Annotated in this window: 17 protein-coding genes and 1 tRNA gene; 1 reads left to right on the top strand and 17 read right to left on the bottom strand. The window is 70.0% G+C overall.

Annotation, left to right across the window (positions count from 1 at the left end):
- Positions 1 to 91: 91 nt before the first annotated feature.
- The 15 genes from ACH4UM_RS04515 to ACH4UM_RS04445 form a co-directional block, all read right to left on the bottom strand.
- On the bottom strand, positions 92 to 1,447 hold the full coding sequence (locus tag ACH4UM_RS04515; RefSeq protein ID WP_398173402.1) for an MraY family glycosyltransferase: 1,356 nt from the start codon (positions 1,445 to 1,447) through the stop codon (positions 92 to 94).
- Positions 1,448 to 1,576: 129 nt separating this feature from the next.
- Entirely contained in the window at positions 1,577 to 2,815 is a 1,239-nt protein-coding gene (glyA, locus tag ACH4UM_RS04510) for a serine hydroxymethyltransferase (protein ID WP_398173400.1), read from the bottom strand.
- A gap of 107 nt (positions 2,816 to 2,922) precedes the next feature.
- Positions 2,923 to 3,600, bottom strand: coding sequence for a protein-tyrosine-phosphatase (locus ACH4UM_RS04505; protein ID WP_398173398.1), 678 nt, complete (start codon positions 3,598 to 3,600; stop codon positions 2,923 to 2,925).
- Positions 3,597 to 4,244 carry an L-threonylcarbamoyladenylate synthase gene (locus ACH4UM_RS04500; RefSeq protein ID WP_398173396.1) on the bottom strand — a complete coding sequence of 216 codons (648 nt, stop codon included), beginning with the start codon at positions 4,242 to 4,244 and terminating at the stop codon, positions 3,597 to 3,599. The genes ACH4UM_RS04505 and ACH4UM_RS04500 overlap by 4 nt, the downstream gene beginning before the upstream one ends.
- Before the next feature lie 64 nt (positions 4,245 to 4,308).
- Complete coding sequence (prmC, locus tag ACH4UM_RS04495) at positions 4,309 to 5,154, bottom strand: peptide chain release factor N(5)-glutamine methyltransferase (RefSeq protein ID WP_398173394.1); 846 nt, start codon at positions 5,152 to 5,154, stop codon at positions 4,309 to 4,311.
- 40 nt (positions 5,155 to 5,194) lie between these two features.
- Entirely contained in the window at positions 5,195 to 6,262 is a 1,068-nt protein-coding gene (gene prfA / locus ACH4UM_RS04490; RefSeq protein ID WP_398173392.1) for a peptide chain release factor 1, read from the bottom strand.
- A gap of 117 nt (positions 6,263 to 6,379) precedes the next feature.
- Entirely contained in the window at positions 6,380 to 6,604 is a 225-nt protein-coding gene (rpmE, locus tag ACH4UM_RS04485) for a 50S ribosomal protein L31 (RefSeq protein ID WP_014675000.1), read from the bottom strand.
- Between the two features lie 205 nt (positions 6,605 to 6,809).
- The gene (locus ACH4UM_RS04480; protein ID WP_398173390.1) at positions 6,810 to 7,949 is read right to left on the bottom strand and encodes an LCP family protein; all 1,140 of its coding nucleotides are present in this window, start codon (positions 7,947 to 7,949) and stop codon (positions 6,810 to 6,812) included.
- 476 nt (positions 7,950 to 8,425) lie between these two features.
- On the bottom strand, positions 8,426 to 10,426 hold the full coding sequence (gene rho, locus ACH4UM_RS04475) for a transcription termination factor Rho (RefSeq protein WP_398173388.1): 2,001 nt from the start codon (positions 10,424 to 10,426) through the stop codon (positions 8,426 to 8,428).
- A gap of 414 nt (positions 10,427 to 10,840) precedes the next feature.
- Positions 10,841 to 11,758: a homoserine kinase gene (thrB, locus tag ACH4UM_RS04470; RefSeq protein ID WP_398173386.1), complete on the bottom strand. Its 918-nt coding sequence runs from the start codon at positions 11,756 to 11,758 to the stop codon at positions 10,841 to 10,843.
- 460 nt (positions 11,759 to 12,218) lie between these two features.
- A complete protein-coding gene (gene thrC, locus ACH4UM_RS04465) occupies positions 12,219 to 13,277 on the bottom strand; it encodes a threonine synthase (RefSeq protein ID WP_398173384.1) in 1,059 nt (352 codons plus the stop codon).
- A gap of 6 nt (positions 13,278 to 13,283) precedes the next feature.
- Positions 13,284 to 14,576 carry a homoserine dehydrogenase gene (locus ACH4UM_RS04460; protein ID WP_398173382.1) on the bottom strand — a complete coding sequence of 431 codons (1,293 nt, stop codon included), beginning with the start codon at positions 14,574 to 14,576 and terminating at the stop codon, positions 13,284 to 13,286.
- Positions 14,577 to 14,734: 158 nt separating this feature from the next.
- Positions 14,735 to 16,126 (bottom strand): diaminopimelate decarboxylase, encoded by a 1,392-nt coding sequence (gene lysA, locus ACH4UM_RS04455; RefSeq protein WP_398173380.1) that lies wholly within the window; start codon positions 16,124 to 16,126, stop codon positions 14,735 to 14,737.
- A gap of 35 nt (positions 16,127 to 16,161) precedes the next feature.
- Positions 16,162 to 17,238, bottom strand: a complete 1,077-nt coding sequence (nrtL, locus tag ACH4UM_RS04450; protein ID WP_398173378.1) for an ArgS-related anticodon-binding protein NrtL — start codon at positions 17,236 to 17,238, stop codon at positions 16,162 to 16,164.
- A gap of 134 nt (positions 17,239 to 17,372) precedes the next feature.
- Complete coding sequence (locus tag ACH4UM_RS04445) at positions 17,373 to 17,936, bottom strand: response regulator (RefSeq protein WP_398173376.1); 564 nt, start codon at positions 17,934 to 17,936, stop codon at positions 17,373 to 17,375.
- A 61-nt stretch (positions 17,937 to 17,997) separates the two neighbouring features.
- Here ACH4UM_RS04445 and ACH4UM_RS04440 point away from each other — a divergent pair.
- Positions 17,998 to 18,069: transfer RNA gene (locus ACH4UM_RS04440), tRNA-Arg, on the top strand.
- 785 nt (positions 18,070 to 18,854) lie between these two features.
- On the opposite strand, the gene ACH4UM_RS04435 is transcribed toward ACH4UM_RS04440, so the two are convergent.
- Together ACH4UM_RS04435 and ACH4UM_RS04430 are read right to left on the bottom strand one after the other, a co-directional pair.
- Entirely contained in the window at positions 18,855 to 21,350 is a 2,496-nt protein-coding gene (locus ACH4UM_RS04435; protein ID WP_398173374.1) for an MMPL family transporter, read from the bottom strand.
- An 80-nt stretch (positions 21,351 to 21,430) separates the two neighbouring features.
- Positions 21,431 to 22,585, bottom strand: a complete 1,155-nt coding sequence (locus ACH4UM_RS04430) for an acyltransferase family protein (protein WP_398173372.1) — start codon at positions 22,583 to 22,585, stop codon at positions 21,431 to 21,433.
- Positions 22,586 to 22,602 lie beyond the last annotated feature (17 nt).

The following is a 22,602-nucleotide window of genomic DNA, read 5'->3' as shown; positions in this document are numbered from 1 at the left end:
CTGTGCAGAAACCAGGCCAACTTGTCTGGTATTGGGGGCCTTTGAACCCCCACGAGATGGCAACGCTTTAGTCAGATTCTTACCTTGGGCGTCAGCGCGACGTTCCGGCTTTGCGCCCTTCAAGGAGACGCGAACGGGGGCCGACGGCGGTCGCTCCGTTGACTCCCGCCACTCCGGCGGCAACCGGCGCGGGGTGCTCGTGGGTCTCGCGAGCCCCACAAGTGTCATGTGCCTCATGCGAAACCGTGGCGGGCGTCGAGGCGGCCGGTGCCGTCAGGGCCCGGCGGCGGTAGCGCGGTGGCACGAAGTGCTCGGCCCAGCGCGGGGCGCGCGGCGTGAAGCGCGGCAGCAGGAGCAGCACCAGGCCGATGAAGCTGAGGAGGACGATGCCCAGCACGATCCACATGGAGGCGGAGTTCACCGAGTAGGCGAGCGCCCCGAAGCCGATCAGCGCCGACCAGAAGTACATGATCAGCACGGCCCGGCTGTGCGAGTGGCCGATCTCCAGCAGCCGGTGGTGCAGATGGCCCCGGTCCGCGGCGAACGGCGACTGGCCGCGCCAGGTGCGCCGCACGATGGCCAGCACCAGGTCGGCGGCGGGGATCGCGATGATGGTCAGCGGCATCAGCAGCGGGATGTAGACCGGCACCATCTGGTGCACCGTGTTGCGCTCGGACCCGGCGAACAGCTTCATCACGTCCGGGTCGACCTGACCGGTCACCGAGATCGCGCCGGCCGCCAGCACCAGGCCGATGAGCATCGAGCCCGAGTCTCCCATGAAGATCCGCGCGGGGTGCATGTTGTGCGGCAGGAAGCCCAGGCACATGCCCATCAGGACGGCCGCGAAGAGGGTGGCCGGGGCGGCGGCCTCGATGCCGTACGAGTACCAGATCCGGTACGTGTACATGAAGAACGCGGCGGCCGCGATGCAGACCATGCCGGCCGCCAGGCCGTCGAGGCCGTCGACGAAGTTGACCGCGTTGATGGTGATGACGACCAGCGCCACCGTCAGCAGGGTGCCCTGCCACTGGGTCAGCGCGACCGTCCCGACGCCAGGCACCGGCAGCCACAGGATCGTCAGACCCTGCATGACCATCACACCGGCGGCGATCATCTGGCCGCCGAGCTTGATCAGGGCGTCGATCTCGAACTTGTCGTCAAGGACGCCGATCAGCCAGATCAGCGCGGCACCCGAGAGCAGCGCCCGGGGCTCGTTGGACTTGGCGAACGCCTCGTTGAGGTTGGTGAGGTGGTCGGCGACCAGCAGGCCCGCGCACATGCCGAAGAACATCGCGATCCCGCCGAGGCGCGGAGTGGGTTCCCGGTGCACGTCACGTGCCCGGATCTCCGGCATCGCGCCCGCCACGATCGCGAACTTCCGCACCGGCCCTGTCAGCAGGTACGTCACCGCGGCCGTGATGCAGAGCGTCAGCAGGTATTCACGCACAGGCTTCCCCACAGATCTCGCTGGCCATCTCAGCCCCACACCCTAGCGACGCCGGCATATGTATGGGGACTTCCGGGTAGCGACGATGGTTGCACGTGTGGCTGTGCACGACCGTGCGCCTACCCCGCCTCAACCTGGATACGGCGGAAATCTACCCGTGAGCTCGCGCACGTCCTCACGCGCCCTGGCCCCGTCGACCTCGCCGCGCAGCACCTTGCCGAAGAGCACGGCGATCCACTCCATCTCCCCCTGGCCCATGCCCTGCGTGGTCACCGCGGCCGTGCCCAGGCGCAGCCCGCGGGCGTCGGTGTGGGGAAGCGCACAGCAGTCCAGGACCATGCCGGCGGCGGCGAGCCGGCCACGCGCGGTGCGCCCTTCGACGCCGAGCGGCGCCGGGTCGAGGGTGATCAGATGGGTGTCGGTCCCGCCCGTGGTGACGGCGAGACCCTCTGCGGCCAGCCGCGCCGCCAGCACCTGGGCGTTGGCGACCACCTGATGGGCGTACGCGCCGAACGCCGGTGTCGCCGCCTCGCCGAACGCCACGGCCTTCGCGGCGATGGTGTGCATCTGGGCGCCGCCCTGGGTGAACGGGAACACCGCCCGGTCGACCCGCTCGGCGAACTCGCCCCCGCACAGCACCATCCCGCCGCGCGGCCCGCGCAGCACCTTGTGCGTGGTGGCGCACACCACGTCGGCGTACGGCACCGGGCTCGGCGCCGCTCCCCCGGCGATCAGCCCGATGGGGTGGGCGGCATCCGCGATCAGATAGGCGCCCACCTCGTCGGCGACCGAGCGGAAGAAGGCGTAGTCCATGTGGCGCGGGTAGGCGATCGACCCGCAGACGATGGCCTTGGGGCGGTGAGTGCGGGCCAGGGTGCGCACCTGGTCGTGGTCGATGAGCCCGCTCTCGGCGTCGACGCCGTAGCCGACGAAGTCGAACCAGCGGCCGGAGAAGTTCGCGGGCGAGCCGTGCGTGAGGTGGCCGCCGTAGGGCAGGCCGAGGGCGAGCACGGTGTCCCCGGGGCGCAGCAGGGCGGCGTACGCGGCCAGCACCGCCGAAGACCCCGAGTGCGACTGCACGTTGGCGTGCTCGGCGCCGAACAGCGTCCTGGCCCGTTCCACGGCGAGGCGTTCGGCCATGTCGACGATCTCGCAGCCGCCGTGGTGCCGGGCGCCGGGGTACCCCTCGGCGTACTTGTTGGCGAGCGGCGAGCCGAGCGCGGCCAGCACGGCAGGCGAGGTGAAGTTCTCCGCCGCGACCAGCTGCAGCGTCGTCGACTGCCGCTCCAGCTCCCCGAGCAGGATGTCGGCCACTTCGGGGTCCTGCCGCCGCAGGACATCGGCCTCGAGCGCGGGGATGACCGACATGGTGGGCTCCGGACGGTCGACGGTGACGTAAGTCCAATGTAGGCCCGGCCCCTGGGGGACGCGCGGCTGTTACGCCGTCACGGGCACGCCGGTGCCCCCCACGGCCCTCACGCCCGCGCCCGCGCCCCCGTCAGCGCCGTCACCACCGGATCCAGCGCCTGATGTATCTCGTCACCGATCGAACGGAAGAACGTCAGAGGCGCACCGTAGGGGTCATACACCTCGTCCGCCTCCGCCGTCGGGGCCAGCAGCCACCCGCGTAGAGCGGCCGCCGCCCGCACCAGCGCACGCGCACGCTCGGTCACACCGTCCTGCACAGGAGGCAGCGTGGCCGGGTCGATCGCCTTCACCAGACGGGTGAACTCCTTGAGCGTGAAGGTGCGCAGGCCCGCTGAGTGGCCCATGGAGATGACCTGGGCGCGGTGGTCGCGGGTGGCGGTCAGGACGAGGTCGGCCATGATCACGTGCTCGTCGAGGAGTTCACGGCCGACGAAGCCGGAGGCGTCCGCTCCGAAGTCCGCGAGGACGGTCTCGGCGTTGGCCTCCATGGGCGCGCCCTCATGGCCCCAGGTGCCCGCGCTCTCCACGATCAGCCCGCCGCCCCGGGCGTCGCCGAGCCGGTCCGCCAGGAAGTGCCTGGTCAGCCGCTCGGTGATGGGCGAGCGGCACACATTGCCGGTGCTGACGTGGAGGATGCGGAAGGTGTCGCAGGGTGGACCCGGCTGGGCCGGGATCGCCCTCTCGTCCTCCTCGCCTATGCCACGCCCCGCGTCAGGGGCCGTCAATTCGCCACCTCGAGGTCGGGTACGACCTTCCGCAGCTCCTCCGGCGACAGCGCGCCCTCGCGCAGCAGCACGGGCACCCGGCCGGTGACGTCCACGATGGAGGAGGGGACGTTGCCGGGGGTCGGGCCGCCGTCGAGGTAGACGGAGACGGAGTCCCCGAGCATCTCCTGGGCGGCGTCGCAGGTCTCCGGCGCCGGGTGGCCGGTGAGGTTCGCCGAGGACACGGCCATCGGACCGACCTCGGTGAGCAGTTCGATGGCGACCGGGTGCAGCGGCATGCGCACCGCGACCGTCCCCCGGGTGTCCCCGAGGTCCCACTGCAGGGACGGCTGGTGCCGGGCCACCAGTGTCAGCGCGCCCGGCCAGAACGCGTCGACGAGCTCCCAGGCCAGCTCGGAGAAGTCCGTGACCAGGCCGTGCAGGGTGTTCGGGGAACCGATGAGGACGGGCGTGGGCATGGAGCGGCCCCGGCCCTTGGCGGCGAGCAGGTCGGCCACGGCCTCCGAGGAGAACGCGTCGGCGCCGATGCCGTACACGGTGTCGGTCGGCAGCACCACGAGTTCGCCCCGGCGGACGGCGGACGCGGCCTCGCGCAGACCGGTCGCGCGGTCGGTCGCGTCGTTGGTGTCGTATCGCCGTGCCATTGTCAGCGAGCCTCCTCGTACACGTACTGCTGGCTTGAAGTCCTGGTCGTCGGCTGCGTGCGGGTCACGGCAGCGCCTTGCGGGCGGTGGCGAACCGCGGCCGGTTGTTGAGGTCGGGATGGTCGGCCGCGTCCGCCCAGCCCCGCTCCTCGGTGAAGATCCACGGCACCTGTCCGCCCTGGGTGTCGGCATGCTCGATCACGACGACCCCGCCCGGGCGCAGCAGCCGGTGCGCCGTGCGCTCGATGCCGCGGATCAGGTCGAGGCCGTCCTCCCCGGAGAACAACGCCAGCTCCGGGTCGTAGTCGCGGGCCTCCGGGGCGACGTACTCCCATTCGGTGAGCGGGATGTACGGCGGGTTGGAGATGACGAGGTCGACCTGTCCGTCGAGGTCCGGGAACGCGGTCAGGGCGTCGCCCTGGCGCAGGTCGACCCGGGACCCCTCCATGTTCTTGCGGGTCCACTGGAGCGCTTCCTCGCTCAGCTCCACGGCGTGCACGCGCGAGCGGGGCACCTCCTGGGCGAGGGCGAGCGCGATGGCGCCCGAGCCGGTGCACAGGTCGACGATGCACGGCTCGACGACGTCCATGGCCCGTACCGCGTCTATGGCCCAGCCGACGACCGACTCGGTCTCCGGCCGCGGCACGAAGACTCCGGGGCCGACCTGGAGCTCCAGATAACGGAAGTAGGCCCGCCCGGTGATGTGCTGCAGCGGCTCGCGCTGCTCCCGGCGGGCGATGACCTCCCAGTACCGGGCGTCGAAGTCGGCGTCCTTCACGGAGTGCAGCTCGCCCCGCTTGACGCCGTGCACGAACGCGGCGAGCTCCTCCGCGTCGTTGCGCGGCGAGGGCACGCCGGCGTCGGCCAGCCGCTGGGTGGCCTGGGCCACCTCCGCGAGCAGCAGGTTCACGCTGGTCCTCCGGGACTGAGCTGTTGTTCGATCTGGTGCCTTACGCGGCCGCGAGCCTGGCGGCCGAGTCCGCGTCGACGCAGGCCTGGATGACCGCGCCGAGGTCGCCGTCCAGGACCTGGTCCAGGTTGTACGCCTTGAAGCCGACGCGGTGGTCGGAGATGCGGTTCTCCGGGAAGTTGTAGGTGCGGATCTTCTCGGAGCGGTCGACGGTGCGGACCTGGCTGCGGCGGGCGTCCGCGGCCTCCCTCTCCGCCTCCTCCTGCGCCATGGCGAGCAGCCTGGAGCGCAGGATACGCATCGCCTGCTCCTTGTTCTGCAGCTGGCTCTTCTCGTTCTGGCAGGAGGCCACGACCCCGGTGGGCAGGTGCGTGATGCGCACCGCGGAGTCGGTGGTGTTGACGGACTGGCCGCCGGGGCCGGAGGACCGGTAGACGTCGATGCGCAGATCGCCCGGGTTGATCTCCACGTCCACCTCCTCCGCCTCGGGAGTGACCAGCACGCCCGCCGCCGAGGTGTGGATACGGCCCTGGGACTCGGTGGCCGGCACACGCTGCACGCGGTGCACACCGCCCTCGTACTTCAGCCGCGCCCACACGCCCTGGCCGGGTTCGATCTGCCCCCGTGCCTTCACCGCGACCTGGACGTCCTTGTAGCCGCCCAGCTCGGACTCGGTGGCGTCGATGATCTCGGTCTTCCAGCCCACGCGCTCGGCGTAGCGCAGGTACATGCGCAGCAGGTCGCCGGCGAAGAGCGCCGACTCGTCACCGCCGGCACCGGCCTTGATCTCGAGGATCACGTCCTTGTCGTCGCTGGGGTCGCGCGGGACGAGCAGGAGGCGCAGCTTCTCGGTCAGCTCCTCGCGCTGCTTGTCCAGCTCCTTGACCTCGGCGGCGAAGTCGGGGTCGTCGGCGGCCAGTTCACGCGCGGTCTCGATGTCGTCGCCGGTCTGCTTCCAGGAGCGGTACGTGGTGACGATCGGGGTGAGTTCGGCGTAGCGCTTGTTCAGCTTGCGCGCATTGGCCTGGTCGGCGTGGACCGACGGGTCGGCGAGCTTCTTCTCCAGGTCGGCGTGCTCGGCGACGAGTTCCTCGACGGCCTCGAACATCTTTCGGCTCCTGTACTGCCTGTACTGCTTGGGAAGGGGAAGGCGGGCGACCAAAAACGCCGGTCCCGGGCGCACCCCGGTGCGGGGTGCGGCCATGGACCGGCGAAAAGGGGCTCGCTACTTCTTGGAGCCGGCGGCAGCCTTGCCGAAGCGGGCCTCGAAGCGGGCCACACGGCCACCGGTGTCGAGGATCTTCTGCTTGCCCGTGTAGAACGGGTGGCACTCGGAGCAGACCTCGGCCCGGATGGTGCCGGACTCGATCGTGCTGCGGGTGGTGAACGACGCGCCGCAGGTGCAGCTGACCTGCGTCTCGACGTACGCGGGGTGGATGTCGCGCTTCAAGGTGTCTCCTAGGTATCGGGAGGGCGCCGGGTCGCCGCCGCGGGATGCGACAGGCGTGAACCGGAGCCGACGTACCAGTCTGCCAGGACTGGGGCCATCCCCCAAAACCGGGGGCGGGGGCCGGCTATTCCCCGCGGGCCGTCGTGGCTCGCCGGCGCCACGCGCCGGAGCCGCTCGTCGGCGTGCCGATGACGGCCCCGCCCCCTCACGAGGCGCTTACGACGCCCTTGGCCTCGCCCGTGGCCGTGCCCTTCGTGGCGCTCGCCGGGATCGGCCGGTCGTTCTTCAGGGCGCTCCAGACCTGCTGGGCCTTGGCCTTCTCGACGATGACCCGGTTGGGGTTCGTCGGGTCGTACCGCACCGGCATCGTGACCATGTCCATGTGCGAGGAGCTGATGCCCTTCAGGCCGTCGGCGAAGGACATCAGGGAGTTCACCGAGCCGATGTCGGAGTCGGTGGTGACGGCCTTGGTCGCGGTGTCGGCGAGGTCGTACAGCTTCTTGGGGCTGGTGAACACCCCGATGTGCTTGACCTGGTTCACCAGCGCCTTCACGAAGGCCTGCTGGAGCTGGATGCGGCCGAGGTCGGAGCCGTCGCCGACGCCGTGCCGGGTGCGGACCAGGCCGAGGGCCTGCTGCCCGCCGAGGGTGTGCGGACCGGCGGCGAGGTTCAGATGGCTGTCCGGGTCGTGGATGGCCTTCGTCGTGGTGACCTGGACGCCGCCGAGCTCGTCGATGAGCTTCTGGAAGCCGCTGAAGTCGACCTCCAGGTAGTGGTCCATACGGAGGCCGGTCAGGGACTCGACGGTCTTGACCGTGCAGGCCGCGCCGCCGGTGGAGTACGCCTCGTTGAACATCACGCCCCGGGCGGCCGAGTGAGTGGTGCCCTTGGTGTCGGTGCACTCGGGGCGGTCGACGAGGGTGTCGCGCGGCACGGAGATCACGCTGGCCTTCTTGTGACCCTCGTACACGTGCACGATCATCGCCGTGTCGGAGCGGGCGCTGCCGTCGTCGGTGCCGCCGCCCAGCTTCTTGTTGCTGCCGGAGCGGGTGTCGGAGCCCAGGACGAGGATGTTCTCGGAGCCGTTGTCGGCCTTGCCGGGCCGGTCGCCGCCGAGGGCCTGGTTGATGTCGACCGTCTTGAGGTTGTCGTTGAGCTTGAAGTACAGATAGCCGGCACCGGTGCCGCCGAGCACGACGACCCCCGCGGCGGTCCAGGCCGTGACCGTCAGGGCCCTGCGCCGCCCGGTGGGGGGCTTGCGGCGGCGGCCCTTGGTGCGGCTTGGCGGGCTCGTGGGGCCGGACTCACCCTGTATGGCCGGGTCCGGCGTGCTCTCGGCGGACATGCGCTCCTCAGCTCTCGTATACGGTCGGTTACCCCCTGTTTTCAGGGACAGGCCAGGTCGGCCAGGTCTGTGGAAACCTCTCCCGCACCATCGTCGCTCGTACCGTCAGACGGCGGAACTCGGGAAAGGGTTGCACAACGCCAAGTGTCCGCCACGTGCGGAAACCGGCACGGTGAGTAGTTGTGTCCACTGCGCCGGCCTGCCTCACCTGCGGTTTCGCGCGAAGCGGTCGTACCGCCCGAAGCAGCTGGTCTCGTCGCTTGTTGTGGCAAAGGTCTCGGCGGGTACCGCCCGCCGGCCGAGGGGCCGCCCGCACGCCGGACAGTCACCCGCACACCAAGAGAGTCGCCGCACGCCAGGAGTGGCCGCCCACCGGAGAGTCGCCGCACGCCAAAGGGCCGCCCACCAGAAAGTCGCCGCACGCCAAAGGGCCGCTCCCCGTGCGGGGAGCGGCCCTCAGGGCTGACGTGCCTGCCTCAGTCGCCGTTGCCGGGCGCCGGGGTGGTCTTCTGGATCTGCATCAGGAACTCGACGTTCGACTTGGTCTGCTTCATCTTGTCCAGGAGCAGTTCGATCGCCTGCTGCTGGTCGAGCGCGTGCAGCACCCGGCGCAGCTTCCAGACGACGGCCAGCTCCTCGTTGCCGAGCAGGATCTCCTCCTTGCGGGTGCCGGACGCGTCGACGTCCACCGCGGGGAAGATGCGCTTGTCGGCGAGCTTCCGGTCGAGCTTGAGCTCCATGTTGCCGGTGCCCTTGAACTCCTCGAAGATCACCTCGTCCATGCGGGACCCGGTGTCCACCAGGGCGGTGGCGAGGATGGTCAGCGAGCCGCCGTCCTCGATGTTGCGGGCCGCACCGAAGAAGCGCTTCGGCGGGTACAGGGCGGTCGAGTCGACGCCACCGGACAGGATGCGGCCGGAGGCGGGCGCGGCAAGGTTGTACGCACGGCCCAGACGCGTGATCGAGTCGAGCAGGACGACCACGTCGTGACCCAGCTCCACCAGGCGCTTGGCGCGCTCGATGGCGAGCTCGGCGACCGTGGTGTGGTCCTCGGCCGGCCGGTCGAAGGTCGAGGAGATGACCTCGCCCTTGACCGACCGCTGCATGTCGGTGACCTCTTCCGGACGCTCGTCGACGAGGACGACCATCAGGTGGCACTCGGGGTTGTTGTGCGTGATCGCGTTGGCGATCGCCTGCATGATCATGGTCTTGCCGGTCTTCGGCGGGGCCACGATCAGACCGCGCTGGCCCTTACCGATCGGCGAGACCAGGTCGATGATGCGGGTGGTGAGGACACCGGGGTCGGTCTCCAGGCGGAGCCGGTCCTGCGGGTACAGCGGCGTCAGCTTGTTGAACTCCGGCCGCCCACGGCCGTGTTCGGGTGCCATGCCGTTGACGGAGTCCAGGCGCACCAGCGCGTTGAACTTCTCGCGGCGCTCGCCCTCCTTGGGCTGGCGGACGGCACCGGTGACGTGGTCGCCCTTGCGCAGGCCGTTCTTGCGGACCTGGGCGAGGGAGACGTACACGTCGTTGGGACCCGGCAGGTAGCCCGACGTACGGATGAAGGCGTAGTTGTCGAGGATGTCCAGGATGCCCGCGACCGGGATCAGGACGTCGTCCTCGGCGATCTGCGGCTCCTGCACCTCGTCGCGGCCACGGCGGCCACGGCGGTCCCGGTAGCGGCCTCGACGGCCACGGCGGCCGCCCTCGAAGTCGTCGTCGTCCTGCGGGCCGTTGTTACGGTCCTGACGGCCGCCGCCCTGCTGCTGGCTCTGCTGCTGGCGCTGGCCGCCCTGGCCCTGCTGCTCGTCGCCCTTGCCGCGGCGGTCCCGGTCACGGTCCCGGTCGCGGTCCCGGCCGCGCTCACGGCGGTCGCGACGGCGGCCCTCGCCGCCTTCACCTGCGTCGCCCTGGGCCTGCTGCTGGCCCTGGCCCTGCGGCTGCTGCTGGGCGGGCGTCTCGGCCTTCGGCTCGCTCTTCGCCTCGGCGGCCACGGTCTCCGGGCTGCCCGCCTCGGCGGTGGCACGGCGCCGGCGGCGCTCGGCGGGAGCGTCGTCGCTGGCCGGCTGGCCGGGGATCTCGATCTGCTGCTGGGCCACGGCCTTCTCGGCGCCGGCCTCGCCCGCCTTCTTCTCGGCGGCGGCCTCGTCGCCCGTGCGGGTGCGGGAGGTGGCGCGGCGCTTCGGCTTGGTCTCGGTGGCGTCGGCGGCGGCGGTCGTGGCCTTCGCCGGGGCGGCGCCCCCACCGGCCTGCGCCTCCTTGATGACCTCGATCAGCTGGCTCTTGCGCATACGCGCGGTGCCCCTGATGCCGAGGCCGGATGCGACCTGCTGCAGCTCGGCCAGCACCATGCCCTCGAGGCCGGTACCGCGGCGCCGCCGGGAGCCGGCACCGGTGGCAGGCGCGGAGGCGTCCGTGGCGGGCGCGGCAGCGGTCTCCTCGACACGTGCGCCCATCAGATCGGTGGTGTCGCTCACGAAGGGTCCTTCCCTGGAGCGGACGTCGGCCTGTCTGGCTCGGCGACCGGTTGTGCTGTCCGGCTTCGGTCCCTGGTGTGTGGACCGTGCCGGGGCGGTGGTCCGCCAAAGCGGCGGAAGAGATATCTGGTGATTGGCGCTGCCACGACGAGCTGTGGCACCGAGTGTCACGGTGTCACGCGGCGCGGTCGCACCGATTCCGGAGCGTGCCCTGCGGACCGCTCAGCATCCGCGTACGACGTACTGCCCAGGTACGGCGTACGGAACACAGAGTGGCTTGGGGAGCTCCCGGAAGAATGTTGGTCCCGGACGGGGACACGAAGCACCTCGCCATGGTGAGGTCGGGTGCAGACTTGAGGTTAACACTACCGGATCCAACAAACATTCCCCCTCTCCAAATCCGGCAATCGCGTGTCAGCCGGCCAGCGGCAGCACGCTCGCGCCCTGCAGATCGAGGCTCAGCCGGTTGGCGGCCCAGTCCGCGCCCGCCAGCTGCTCCAGCTTGTCGGCGGTGCCCGCGTCGGCCAGCGCCATGACCGTGGGCCCGGCGCCGGAGATGACCGCGGGGATGCCGTCGGCCCGCAGCCGCTCCACCAGCGCCGCGCTCTCCGGCATGGCCGGGGCGCGGTACTCCTGGTGCAGCCGGTCCTCGGTGGCGGGCAGCAGCAGTTCGGGGCGACGGGTGAGGGCCTCGACGAGCAGGGCGGCACGGCCCGCGTTTACGGCCGCGTCGACGTGCGGCACGGCGCGCGGGAGCAGGCCGCGCGCGGTCTCGGTGAGGACCGGCTTTCCGGGCACGAAAACCACCGGAACGATGGAATCGCAGGGCTCCATCCTGATCGCCCGGGCGGCCCCGGCCTCCATCCAGGACAGGGTGAACCCGCCCAGCAGACAGGCCGCCACGTTGTCCGGATGGCCCTCGATCTCGGTGGCCAGTTCGAGCAGCCCGGCGTCGTCGAGTCTGGCCTCGCCGCCTATCGTCACGGCGCGCGCGGCGACGATGCCGGCGCAGATGGCGGCCGAGGAGGAACCCAGACCCCGGCCGTGCGGGATGCGGTTGGCGCAGACGATCTCCAGGCCGCGCGGTTGTCCGCCGAGCACGTCGAAGGCGGTGCGCACCGCGCGTACGAGCAGGTGCTTCTCGTCGCGCGGCAGGGTCTCGCTGCCCTCGCCCGCGATGTCGATGTGCAGCCCTGAGTCGGCCACCCGGACGACGACGTCGTCGTAGAGCCCCAGCGCGAGGCCGAGGGCGTCGAAGCCCGGGCCGAGGTTGGCGCTGGTGGCGGGGACGCGCACCCGGACGGCGGCGGCGCGGAACGCTGGACCGGCCATCGCTCGTTGACTCTCCTTGAGCTGCGTGATGGTCGAATGAGACTCGATGGATTCGATGGACATTCGATACGTACGTGAGGACCCTCGGGCCGCACAGACGGCGCGGCACGGCGCCATACGCGAAGGCATATGCGGCGGGCGGGTTCCCTACAGACTATCGAAGGAAGGTTCTGTCGCGACATAGGGCGCACAGGAGGCGCACGATGCGTGTCGTAAGCCCCCTGTGCACCCCTGCTGGTGAGTCCCTGGAGAAGACGCCCCGGAACGTCCTGGGGTTGCGCGCCGGGTGCGCGGGGCGTCCGGCCGGGCATCCGGGCAGGGACCCGAGCGGGCCGTCCGGGCCGGTACCCGAGCGGGCCGTCCGGGCCGGGCCGCCGACCCCCTGACCAGGGGATCAGCGGCCGGATGTCAGCAGACCGGGTGCAGGCGGGCGGCGGACCGGGGCCGGCGGGCCGGGCCGTCAGGCGAGGCCCAGCCGCTCGGCCGCCGTGACCGCGTCGACCGGGACGGTGACCGGCTGGGGGGCGCCGGCGACGGCCCAGTCGGGGTCCTTGAGGCCGTTGCCGGTGACGGTGCACACGATCCGCTGACCCGGGTCGACCTTGCCCTGCTCGGCGGCCTTCAGCAGACCGGCCACGGACGCGGCCGACGCCGGTTCCACGAAGACACCCTCCTGCGCGGCCAACAGCCGGTAGGCGCGCAGGATTTCACGGTCCGTCACCTCGTCGATGGCGCCGCCGGACTCGTCCCGCGCGGCCAGGGCGTACGTCCAGGAGGCCGGGTTGCCGATACGGATGGCGGTGGCGATGGTCGACGGGTCCTTGACGACCTCGCCGCGCACGATCGGGGCGCTGCCGGAGGCCTGGAAGCCCCACATGCGCGGCGTACGCCCGGCGAGGCCGTCGGCGGCGTACTCCTTGTAGCCCTTCCAGTAGGCCGTGATGTTGCCCGCGTTGCCGACCGGCAGGACGTGGATGTCGGGTGCGTCACCGAGCATGTCGACGATCTCGAAGGCGGCCGTCTTCTGGCCCTCGATGCGTACCGGATTGACCGAATTGACCAGCGCGACGGGGTAGTTGTCGCTGAGCGAGCGGGCGAGGGTGAGGCAGTCGTCGAAGTTGCCGTCGACCTGGAGGATCTTGGCGCCGTGCACGAGGGCCTGGCCCATCTTGCCGAGCGCGATCTTGCCCCGCGGCACGAGCACGGCGGACACCATCCCGGCCCGTACCGCATACGCGGCGGCGGAGGCGGAGGTGTTGCCGGTGGAGGCGCAGATGACGGCCTTGGCGCCCTCCTCCTTCGCCTTGCTGATGGCCATGGTCATGCCGCGGTCCTTGAAGGACCCGGTCGGATTCGCGCCCTCGACCTTGAGGTGCACCTCGCAGCCGGTGCGCTCGGAGAGCACCTGCGCGGGCACGAGGGGCGTCCCGCCCTCACGGAGCGTAATGACCGGCGTGCTGTCGGACACCGGCAGCCGGTCCCGGTACTCCTCGATGATTCCGCGCCACTGGTGGGTCATTGCTGGTTACTCTCCTTCAACCCGCATGATGCTGGCGACACCCCGCACGGTGTCGAGGCTGCGCAGCGCCTCGACGGTCCCGTTCAGGGAGGCGTCGGACGCACGGTGGGTGACGACGACGAGGGAGGCCTCGCCGTCCTTGCCCTGCTGGCGAACAGTGTCGATGGACACACCGTGCTCGGCGAACACGGTGGCGACCTGGGCGAGGACGCCCGGTTTGTCGGCGACGTCCAGGCTGATGTGGTACCGCGTGACGACCTCGCCCATGGGCGAGACGGGCAGGGCGGCGTACGCCGACTCGCCGGGCCCGGTGGCCCCGGTGAGCCGGTTGCGGCAGACGGCGACGAGGTCGCCGAGCACGGCGGATGCGGTGGGCGAACCGCCGGCACCGGGACCGTAGAACATCAACTGCCCTGCGGCGTCCGACTCGACGAACACGGCGTTGTAGGCACCGCGCACGGAGGCCAGCGGATGGCTGAGCGGAATCATCGCGGGATGCACACGCGCGGTGACGGAGGCGCCGTCGGCCGCCCGCTCACAGATGGCGAGCAGCTTGATGGTGCAGCCCATCTCCTTGGCGGAGGCGAAGTCGGCGGCGGTGACCTCGCTCATGCCCTCGCGGTAGACGTCGTCGAGACGTACCCGCGTGTGGAAGGCGATACCGGCGAGGATGGCGGCCTTGGCGGCGGCGTCGAACCCTTCGACGTCGGCGGTCGGGTCGGCCTCCGCGTACCCCAGGGCGGTGGCCTCGTCGAGGGCCTCCTGATACCCGGCGCCGGTGGAGTCCATCTTGTCGAGGATGAAGTTGGTCGTGCCGTTGACGATGCCGAGCACCCGGTTGACCTTGTCCCCGGCGAGGGACTCGCGCAGCGGCCGGATCAGCGGGATGGCACCGGCGACGGAGGCCTCGTAGTACAGGTCCTTGCCGTGCTCCTCCGCCGCGGCATGAAGGGCGGCCCCGTCCTGGGCGAGCAGGGCCTTGTTGGCGGAGACGACGGACGCCCCGTGCTCGAAGGCGGTGGTGATGAGGGTCCGGGCGGGCTCGATCCCGCCGATGACCTCGACCACCACGTCGATGTCGCCGCGTTTGACGAGGGCGGTGGCGTCGGTGGTGATGAGGGCCGGGTCGATCCCCTCCCGGACCTTGGCGGGCCGGCGGACCGCGACGCCGGCCAGCTCCACCGGGGCCCCGATCCTGGCGGCGAGGTCGGCGGCGTGCGTCGTCATGATGCGCGCCACCTCTGAGCCGACAACCCCACAGCCCAGCAGCGCCACCTTCAGCGGACGCGTACGCATCATCCGACCTCGTTTCCTCATACCGTCTACGGTTGGACCAGTCTCACTCACCGAACCGGAGTTTCTGCCCTTTGTCCGGATCGTGAGACGTTTATTTCATTTTCGTCGGGCCGCAAGACAGGAGATCTTCCGGCCCGGCTCGCACGGGGCCTGCCAGGTGCTCACCCGACGTCGAGACGCAGAAGATCGTCCTCCGTCTCACGCCGGACGATGACTCGCGCCTCCCCGTCGGCGACGGCGACGACCGGCGGGCGCAGCGCGTGGTTGTAGTTGCTGGCCATGGACCGGCAGTACGCGCCGGTCGCCGGCACGGCGATGAGATCGCCGGGCGCCAGGTCGGCGGGCAGGAACGCGTCCTTCACCACGATGTCCCCACTCTCGCAGTGCTTGCCGACGACCCGGGCGAGCATGGGCGCGGCGTCGGAGGTGCGGGAGACGAGCGCGACGCTGTACTCGGCGTCGTAGAGCGCGGTGCGGATGTTGTCGGACATGCCGCCGTCGACGGAGACGTACGTCCGCAGCCCTTCGAGCGGCTTGATGGTCCCGACCTCGTAGAGGGTGAAGGCGGTCGGGCCGACGATGGCCCGCCCCGGCTCGACGGAGATACGAGGGGTACGGAGCCTGGCGGCGTCGCACTCACGGGAGACGATCTCGGTCAGCGCCTTGGCGATCTCGTGCGGCTCACGCGGATCGTCGTCACTGGTGTAGGCGATCCCGAGCCCGCCTCCGAGATCGATCTCGGGCAGCTCGACCCCGTGCTCGTCCCGGATGTCCCTGAGCAGCCCCACCACCCGGTGCGCGGCGACCTCGAACCCGGACATGTCGAAGATCTGGGACCCGATGTGGCTGTGAATCCCGATGAGCTCCAGCCCGTCGAGCTGAAGGGCCCGCCGTACGGCCTCGGCGGCCTGCCCCCCGGCGAGCGGAATCCCGAACTTCTGGTCCTCGTGGGCGGTGGCGATGAACTCGTGGGTGTGCGCCTCGACCCCCACGGTGATCCGGATCTGCACCCGCTGCCGCCTGCCGAGCGACTGGGCGATGTGCGCGACCCGCACGATCTCCTGGAAGGAGTCGAGAACGATCCGCCCGACACCCGCCTCGATGGCCCGGTGGATCTCCTCCGCGGTCTTGTTGTTGCCGTGGAAGGCGATGCGGTCCGCCGGCATCCCGGCGGAGAGCGCGGTGACCAGCTCGGTGCCCGAGCAGACGTCGAGGTTGAGCCCCTCCTCGTCGAGCCACCGCACGACGGCACGGGAGAGGAACGCCTTGCCGGCGTAGAAGACGTCGGCGCCGGCCCCGAAGGCGCTCCGCCAGGCGCGGGCGCGCGAACGGAAGTCGGCCTCGTCGAGCACGTACGCGGGAGTCCCGATCTCCTCGGCGAGCCGGGTGACGGGAATCCCGCCGACGGTCACGACGCCGTCCTCGCCCCGGGTGACGGTCTGGGCCCACACCTTGGGGTCGAGGGCGTTGAGGTCGGTGGGCGGGGCGGAGTAGTGACCCTCGGGCAGGACATCGGCGTGCCGGGGCCCGGCGGGATGTGCGGAACGACTCATGGCAGGTTCTCTGGCTCTCTGACTCTCTGTGGCTCTCAGAGGTGGTCGGGTGCGTCGATGCCGAGCAGGGACAGGCCACCGGCCAGCACCGTCCCGGCGGCTTCGGCAAGAGCGAGCCGGGCGCGGTGGGCGGCCGAGGGTTTCTCCTCCCCGGCCGGAAGCACGGTGGGGAGGACGGGCAGCACGGCATCGGCGACGGTGACGAGGTGCCGGGCGAGAACGTCGGGGGCGCGGTGTTCGGCGGCGCGGGCGAGGACGCGGGGGTGATCGGCGAGGAGGGTGAGCAGCGGTTCCGCGTCCGTCACCGCACCTGGCCGGGCGGCGAAGCCCAGGTCGGCGGCGTTGCGGGCGAGGGCCCGGGTGCGGGCGTGGGCATAGCGCACACGGAAGAGGGGGTTGCTCTCCCGCTGGACGAGATGCTCGTCGGCGTCGATACGGGGCCGGTCGTGCCCGGCGGGACGGAGAAGAGCCCAGCGGCCGGCGTCACGCCCGAGGGGGACGGGGTCGGCGGGCGCGGGCGCGGGCCGCACGTCGACGTCGAGCGGGGAGGGCGGCGCGCCGGGCGCACAAGGGACATCGAGACGAGCACCGAGCACGTCCTCCCAGCCGGGCCCCCACTCCGGCGGAGGCGGCCCGTCGCAGCTGGTACGGACGAGGGCGCCCTGGGACCGCAGCAGCCGGGCGACCGTGTCCGTGACGACGACGGCACGGACCTCACACGCACAGTGCAGCTGGATGACCTGCCCGCTGGGCCCCTCGGCGAACCCGTACCGCGGCCCGCGCCGCCGGATCTCCTCGACCACCTCGGCCACGGCCAAGGCGGCGCCGGCCTGGCGCAGGCTGATGTTGAGGAAGCCCGGCCCGGTGACGGAGACGTCGTCGATGCCGTCGAGGCCGGCGAGATGGCTCCGCAGAACCTCGGCGACCCGCCGCGGAGGCTGACCGGCCGGCCGCGCGAGCTGGAGGGCGATGTTGGTGGCGTAGTCACCACACCCCCCGGGCCGGGGCCGGGTGACGAGGGCCCGCTCCGGGACGGCGACGCGCAGCTCCCCCACATCGACAGCGCGACGCACCGCGCGCAGCACGGTACGGGAGAGCTCTACGGGGGTCACGGGACCAGCGTAGGGGAGGAGGGGGGTGGGTAGGCGAGCCGGTTCGGGCCGGGTTCCGGCATGTGGACGGACGCTGAGATCACGACCGGCCCCGGGCATCCTGCACCGCGCGCTCACCGGCTCACCACCACCGGCTACTGGCGCCCGGCCCGCTCGGCCCCGCCCGCGGCCCCGAGGGACGAACCTCCCCCGCCACCGGGACGGACCCCACCGGCAAGCAACTCCCGCACGACACTCACCAGTTCGGAAGGATCGAAAGGCTTGGCAAGGAAGGCGTCGACCCCGACGTCGAGCCCGGCCTCGACCTCGTACTGCGTACAGGCGCTCACAATGGCCAGAGGAAGATCACGAGTACGCGGATCGGCCCGCAGCCGTGCCGCGGTCCTGAGCCCGTCGAGCCGAGGCATGACGACATCGAGGGTGACGACATCGGGCCGCACCTGATGCACCACATCCAGACACTCGGCACCATCGGCCGCGGTCACCACCTCGAGCCCCTCAAGCTCGAGATTGACCCTGATCAGCTGCCGGATGACCTTGTTGTCGTCCACAACAAGCACCCGGCCCGAAGCGGCTGGCACAACTCGAGAGTAGGTCCAGACCGGCCATCGCGTCCGGGTTTTCCCCACTTCCACCCCCTGCGGGCCACACCCCACCCGGGCGGACACCCCACCCCACGCCCCCGGGAAAACGTTCATGACCACCCCGCCGGAGCTGGTAGTGTTCTACCCGTCGCCGCGCAGACAGCGCGCCCGACCCGCCCCCGTAGCTCAGGGGATAGAGCAACGGCCTCCGGAGCCGTGTGCGCAGGTTCGAATCCTGCCGGGGGCACCCACGTCATTTGCTTTCTGCAGGTCAGGGTGTCCAGGCCCGTTTCCTCACCAGGAGACGGGCTTTGCGATGTATGTCGCGATGCTTCCTTCTCGGCCTCTGTAGGCCACCTGCCCATCCAGACTCGCCAGGTCGGCCGCCCCATGCCGCGCTCGCCTCATTGTCGGGGAGTTTGCGCAGGTGCGGGGCCTCCCCGGCACCCAGAACATGGGAACAGGGGCCTGCTATCACGCGCTCGTGTGGCGCGGATCCTGGCTGGCTCCCTGACGCGACCCTTGTTGTTCAGCGGAACGCTGCAGGGACGTCCGGGATCGCTGCTGCCTCGCTCCGCGCCTCCTGCCGTTCCCGCCGTCGCCGAGCGCCTCCGCGCCGGCTTCGTCACTTTCGGAGACCCTGTCGCCCCGGTGACAGATTCCAACACGTCATGTCTGCGGGCGCCTTGAATCGTTCGGTGGCCAGTCAGTCTGCGGCCCTGAGCCACGTCACGTTGGATGGAAGACCGTCGGAGAGTCGATCTGGTGCTGTCGGCACGGCAGCCGGTCGGGCTGCTGCTGCTGCCGGAGATCATGCGGCTGCTGGACGGCCACGTGAGCGAGCGGCCAGCGCTACGGCACCTGGTCACCGCGGACGCCTCCGCGCTGGACCACGACAGCTGGACTCGGCGGACAAGGCCGATGGAAGAAGCCTTCCGTTTATCGAACTTGATCGTTTGGTTCGGTGGGCCCGAGCATGAACCTGGTCATCCCTGCGGAGGGATGCGGCGGTTCGGCGGACTGCACCGGTGGTCATCGCCCGGATTCGGACATCCGGGGGTCACCCGGGGAGTCCGGCTCGCTCGCGGCACTGCGCACGGGCATCTCTCCGTCGGCCTCCAGGCGACCTTGACGGAGAATCGGCTTGGACGGCCACCAGTTCCACTTGCCGAGCAGCAGAACGGTGGAGGGGACGAGCAGGGTACGGACGAGGAAGGTGTCCATCAGGACGCCGAGTGCAAGGCCAGTGCCGACGTCGCGCATCTCGCTGCCGTTGGTGCTGCTGCCGCCGACGACGGCGAAGACCGCGAACGTGCCGGCGAGGACGAGGCCGGCCGAGGTCACTGTGGTGCCGGTGGCGTTGAGTGCCCGTTTGACGGCTTCGCGCAATGAAACCTCGAGTGCCTCTTCGCGGATGCGGGTCATGACCAGGATGTTGTAGTCCTCTCCCAGGGCGAGCAGAAAAACGAACATCAGGAATGGCAGGATGAACGCCAGGCCGCCTGAGTCGTCGAACTTGATGAAGAGCAGCACCGACAGGCCGAGCGCGGCGAAATACGACAGCGCGACGGAGACGATCAGGTAGAGCGGCGCGATCAGGCTGCGCATCACGAGCGCGAGCAGCATGCCGATGACGGCGACGGCGATCGGGATGACGCTCTTCATGTCGTTGTTGGAAGTGTTGCTCACGTCGTACAGGCCGGCCGCCTGGCCGAGCACGCCGCTGTCGGTGGCACCGATCTGCTGGGCGACGGTCGAGACCTCGGTGCGGATGGATGGGACGGCGTTCATCGCGCCGGTGGTCGACGGGTCACCAGCGGCCAGGGCGGTCGAGTACTGGACGGTACGGCCGTCGGGGCTGACGTACTGCGCGGTGGCGCGGTAGCCCTGATACTCGGCCACTGTGAACTTGCCGTCCACCAGCGGCGTCGCGGTAGCGGCCTCACCGTCGGCACCGGAAGCTGCTCCCTTGGCGCTCTTGGCGCCCGCCGCTCCCTTCTCCCTGGCCGCCTGCACCGCCTGGGCCGCGCCCTTCGGGGCGGGGATGCCGGGGGGAGTCGGGGGGAGGTTCCGGGCCGGGCCGAGGGCCTTGTGCAGTTCGGTGTACCGCGACGGCGTCAAGCCGAGCCCGTTCGGGTTGAGCGGGCCGGTGACGCTCTTGAACCCGGCGGCCGACTGCAGCTTGTGCTGCGCGGTGGCCAGCACGCCAGGGTCGTCCCAGGCGGCCATGGGCAGTTGGAAGACCACCTGGGTCGGGTTGACCGAAGTACGCGGGAAGTACTTGGTCATCAGCGCCTGGCCGGCGGCGGAGTCGCTGCCGGACGGCGCCGAGGTGGCGCCGCTGAATCCGGAGGCTGTGTAGTCGGCGGCGAAGCAGGCGAGCCCACCGAAGAGCACCAGACCAGCCATCAGCGTGGCCAGCGGACGCTGCACGATGCTGCCGGAGAGGCGGCCCCACAGCCCGGCCTTCTGCGTGCCGGAGCGGATCTTGCTCGGCCAGAAGACGGCGCGGCCGAGGATCGCCAGGAGTGCGGGCAGCAGGGTGAGACCGGCGAGCAGCATCAGCCCGATACCGATCGCCAGCGGGTAGCCGAGATCGGAGTAGAGCCCGAAACTCGCGGCGAGCAGGGAGAGCAGCGCGGCGATCACGGTGCCCGCGGAGAAGGTGATCGACTCGCCGACCCGGGCCACCGCCCGGGCCACCGCCTCCTTGGGCGGCAGACCGTCCCGCAGTTCCTCACGCACCCGGAAGACCAGGAAGAGGCCGTAGTCGGTGCCGGCACCGAGGACCAGGACGATCAGCATCTGCTGGGCGAGCGAGGAGACGTTGAGTCCCTGCTTGGCGGCCTCGGCGACCAGCGGACCGGCCATCGTCACCACCAGCACTGCGGGCAGCAGGGTGACCAGGGGGGCGAGCAGGGCTCGGAAGACGAGTAGCAGGAGCATGATGATCAGCAGCATCGTCACCTGCTGTATCCGGTCGCCCGTCTTGCCGCCCTGCTTGCTGTTGTCCACGTTCGCGGCGGTCTGACCGGTCAGGTGGGCCTGCAGACCGCCGGGCATCGAGGTCTTGGCGATCGCCGAGCGCAGGTTGTTCACCAGCGTCACGTTGGTCTGGTGCTGCGTACTGCCGCCCTTGGTCGGCTGGGTGGCGAGAACCTGCATCTGTTCGGCCTGGCCGTCGACGGAGCGGCCGACGTCCTTGACCTTGGTCACCGAGGGCTCGACGGCCAGGTTCTTCTGCAGCTTGGCGATCGCGCCTGTGTCGTCCGGGGTGAGCTGGCCGCTGGAACGGGCCACCACGACGGGGATGCTGGTACTGCCGGAGGGCTCCAGTGGCGTTGCGAGGTTCGCCGCACGCAGGCTCGGCGCGTCGGCAGGCAGGAAGCTGGTGTTGTTGTTCTGCGTGACGCTGGACAGCGAAGGCAGGAGCTGGACGGCCGCGATGGCCGCGACGGTCCACAGGATCAAAAGCGGCCATCGGAACCGGACCGAGAACCGGCCCATGGCGCTGAAGACGGAATGCAAGTTTTTAACTCTCCTCGTCAGGGGCGTCTCCGACTCCCCACGGAAGGCCGAAGTGAACAAAGCGTAGCCACCGCGGGGCCTCAGCCGTCATTGCTGCTCGCCAAGGTGACGGACGGTAGCAGGTCACCCGATCTCGTACCGTCGAACCAGCGCCTCAGCCGACGGCGGGCGGGCTCCTCGACGAAGCGATAGACGAGATGCGCGAACGTGATCGCGAACGCCATATACGCAATCAGTGCACCGATACGCACGGGCAATGAATACGGAGCGACACGTTGCCATCGGAGAATAATCAACGAGGCGAGATTGAGCGTGGTGAAGTGCGTCATATAGAGACTGTAGGAAATCCGCCCGCTCCACTGAAGCACCCTTGACTCCAGGAAGGCAGCCACCGGTCCTGCAGATCTCACACAGGCCAGAATCAGGAACGCCAAGAGCGGGACCACGAGGATTTGATAGCTGTAGTTCTCCGGCACCCAAGCCAGGCAGGCCACCGTGCAGCACAGCGCGGCGAGCGCCAAGACGTCCCAAGTCCGGTCTCGTCGGCGCCCCAGGAGCGACCATCCGCGATGGAGCAGACCACCGGCCGCAAACTCGGAGGTGATCCTGAGCAGCGCAGGGACAGTGTGGTAGGGGCGTGCACCCGGCGCGGACAGTTCCAGGGCCATCAAGCCGGCTCCCAGCAGGCCAACGACAGCAGCACAGGCGAACGAGGAGCGCGCCTTGGAGATACGGATCAGCGCGAAGGCCAGGAGCGGAAACAGCGCATAGGCGCCGAGTTCATAGGTGATGGACCACGAAGGGCCATTCCAAGCCTGAAAGGGAGGAATGGCCTGCAGCATCAGAACATTTCCGATGAACGACACGGCCGAGTCCCTGACCGGAGGTTTCGCAATCCCCAGAACATCACCGGCGAGCAAGACCAGGAGAAAAAGGAGATGGACCGGGTAGAGGCGCGCCAACCTGGCCTCCAGATACCGGGAATAGCGCCGCCAGTCACTTCTGCACAACTCGGCGGTATAAACATGGGAGATGACGAATCCTGACAGGATGAAGAAGATGTCGACACCCAGGTAGCCAGAATCCAGCCACTTCTTGGCATGCCGAGTGATCGGCAGTAGGCCGAAGACGGCGACTCGGAAGTGGAAAAGGACAACCCAGGCCGCAGCGATTCCCCGGATGCCGGTGAGCGCCCTGATCATCGGACGACCCGGTATGGTGTCGGCCTTGGACATGAGTAATTCCTTCGCAG

Origin of the sequence: Streptomyces sp. NPDC020801 (assembly GCF_044334385.1) — a bacterium.
Taxonomy (GTDB): Bacteria; Actinomycetota; Actinomycetes; order Streptomycetales; family Streptomycetaceae; genus Streptomyces.
The sequence above is the reverse complement of the archived record's forward strand: the minus strand, read 5'-3'. Positions and strand labels throughout refer to the sequence as shown.

What these genes read in the sequence shown, in the direction of transcription:
- glyA (WP_398173400.1), bottom strand. Translation starts at nt 2,815, where the DNA reads ATGTCGGTCATCCCCGCGCTCGAGGCCGATGTCCTGCGGCGGCAGGAC.
- ACH4UM_RS04500 (WP_398173396.1), bottom strand. Translation starts at nt 4,244, where the DNA reads ATGGCACGGCGATACGACACCAACGACGCGACCGACCGCGCGACCGGT.
- prfA (WP_398173392.1), bottom strand. Translation starts at nt 6,262, where the DNA reads ATGTTCGAGGCCGTCGAGGAACTCGTCGCCGAGCACGCCGACCTGGAG.
- ACH4UM_RS04480 (WP_398173390.1), bottom strand. Translation starts at nt 7,949, where the DNA reads ATGTCCGCCGAGAGCACGCCGGACCCGGCCATACAGGGTGAGTCCGGC.
- thrB (WP_398173386.1), bottom strand. Translation starts at nt 11,758, where the DNA reads ATGGCCGGTCCAGCGTTCCGCGCCGCCGCCGTCCGGGTGCGCGTCCCC.
- thrC (WP_398173384.1), bottom strand. Translation starts at nt 13,277, where the DNA reads ATGACCCACCAGTGGCGCGGAATCATCGAGGAGTACCGGGACCGGCTG.
- ACH4UM_RS04460 (WP_398173382.1), bottom strand. Translation starts at nt 14,576, where the DNA reads ATGATGCGTACGCGTCCGCTGAAGGTGGCGCTGCTGGGCTGTGGGGTT.
- lysA (WP_398173380.1), bottom strand. Translation starts at nt 16,126, where the DNA reads ATGAGTCGTTCCGCACATCCCGCCGGGCCCCGGCACGCCGATGTCCTG.
- ACH4UM_RS04445 (WP_398173376.1), bottom strand. Translation starts at nt 17,936, where the DNA reads ATGAACGTTTTCCCGGGGGCGTGGGGTGGGGTGTCCGCCCGGGTGGGG.
- ACH4UM_RS04430 (WP_398173372.1), bottom strand. Translation starts at nt 22,585, where the DNA reads ATGTCCAAGGCCGACACCATACCGGGTCGTCCGATGATCAGGGCGCTC.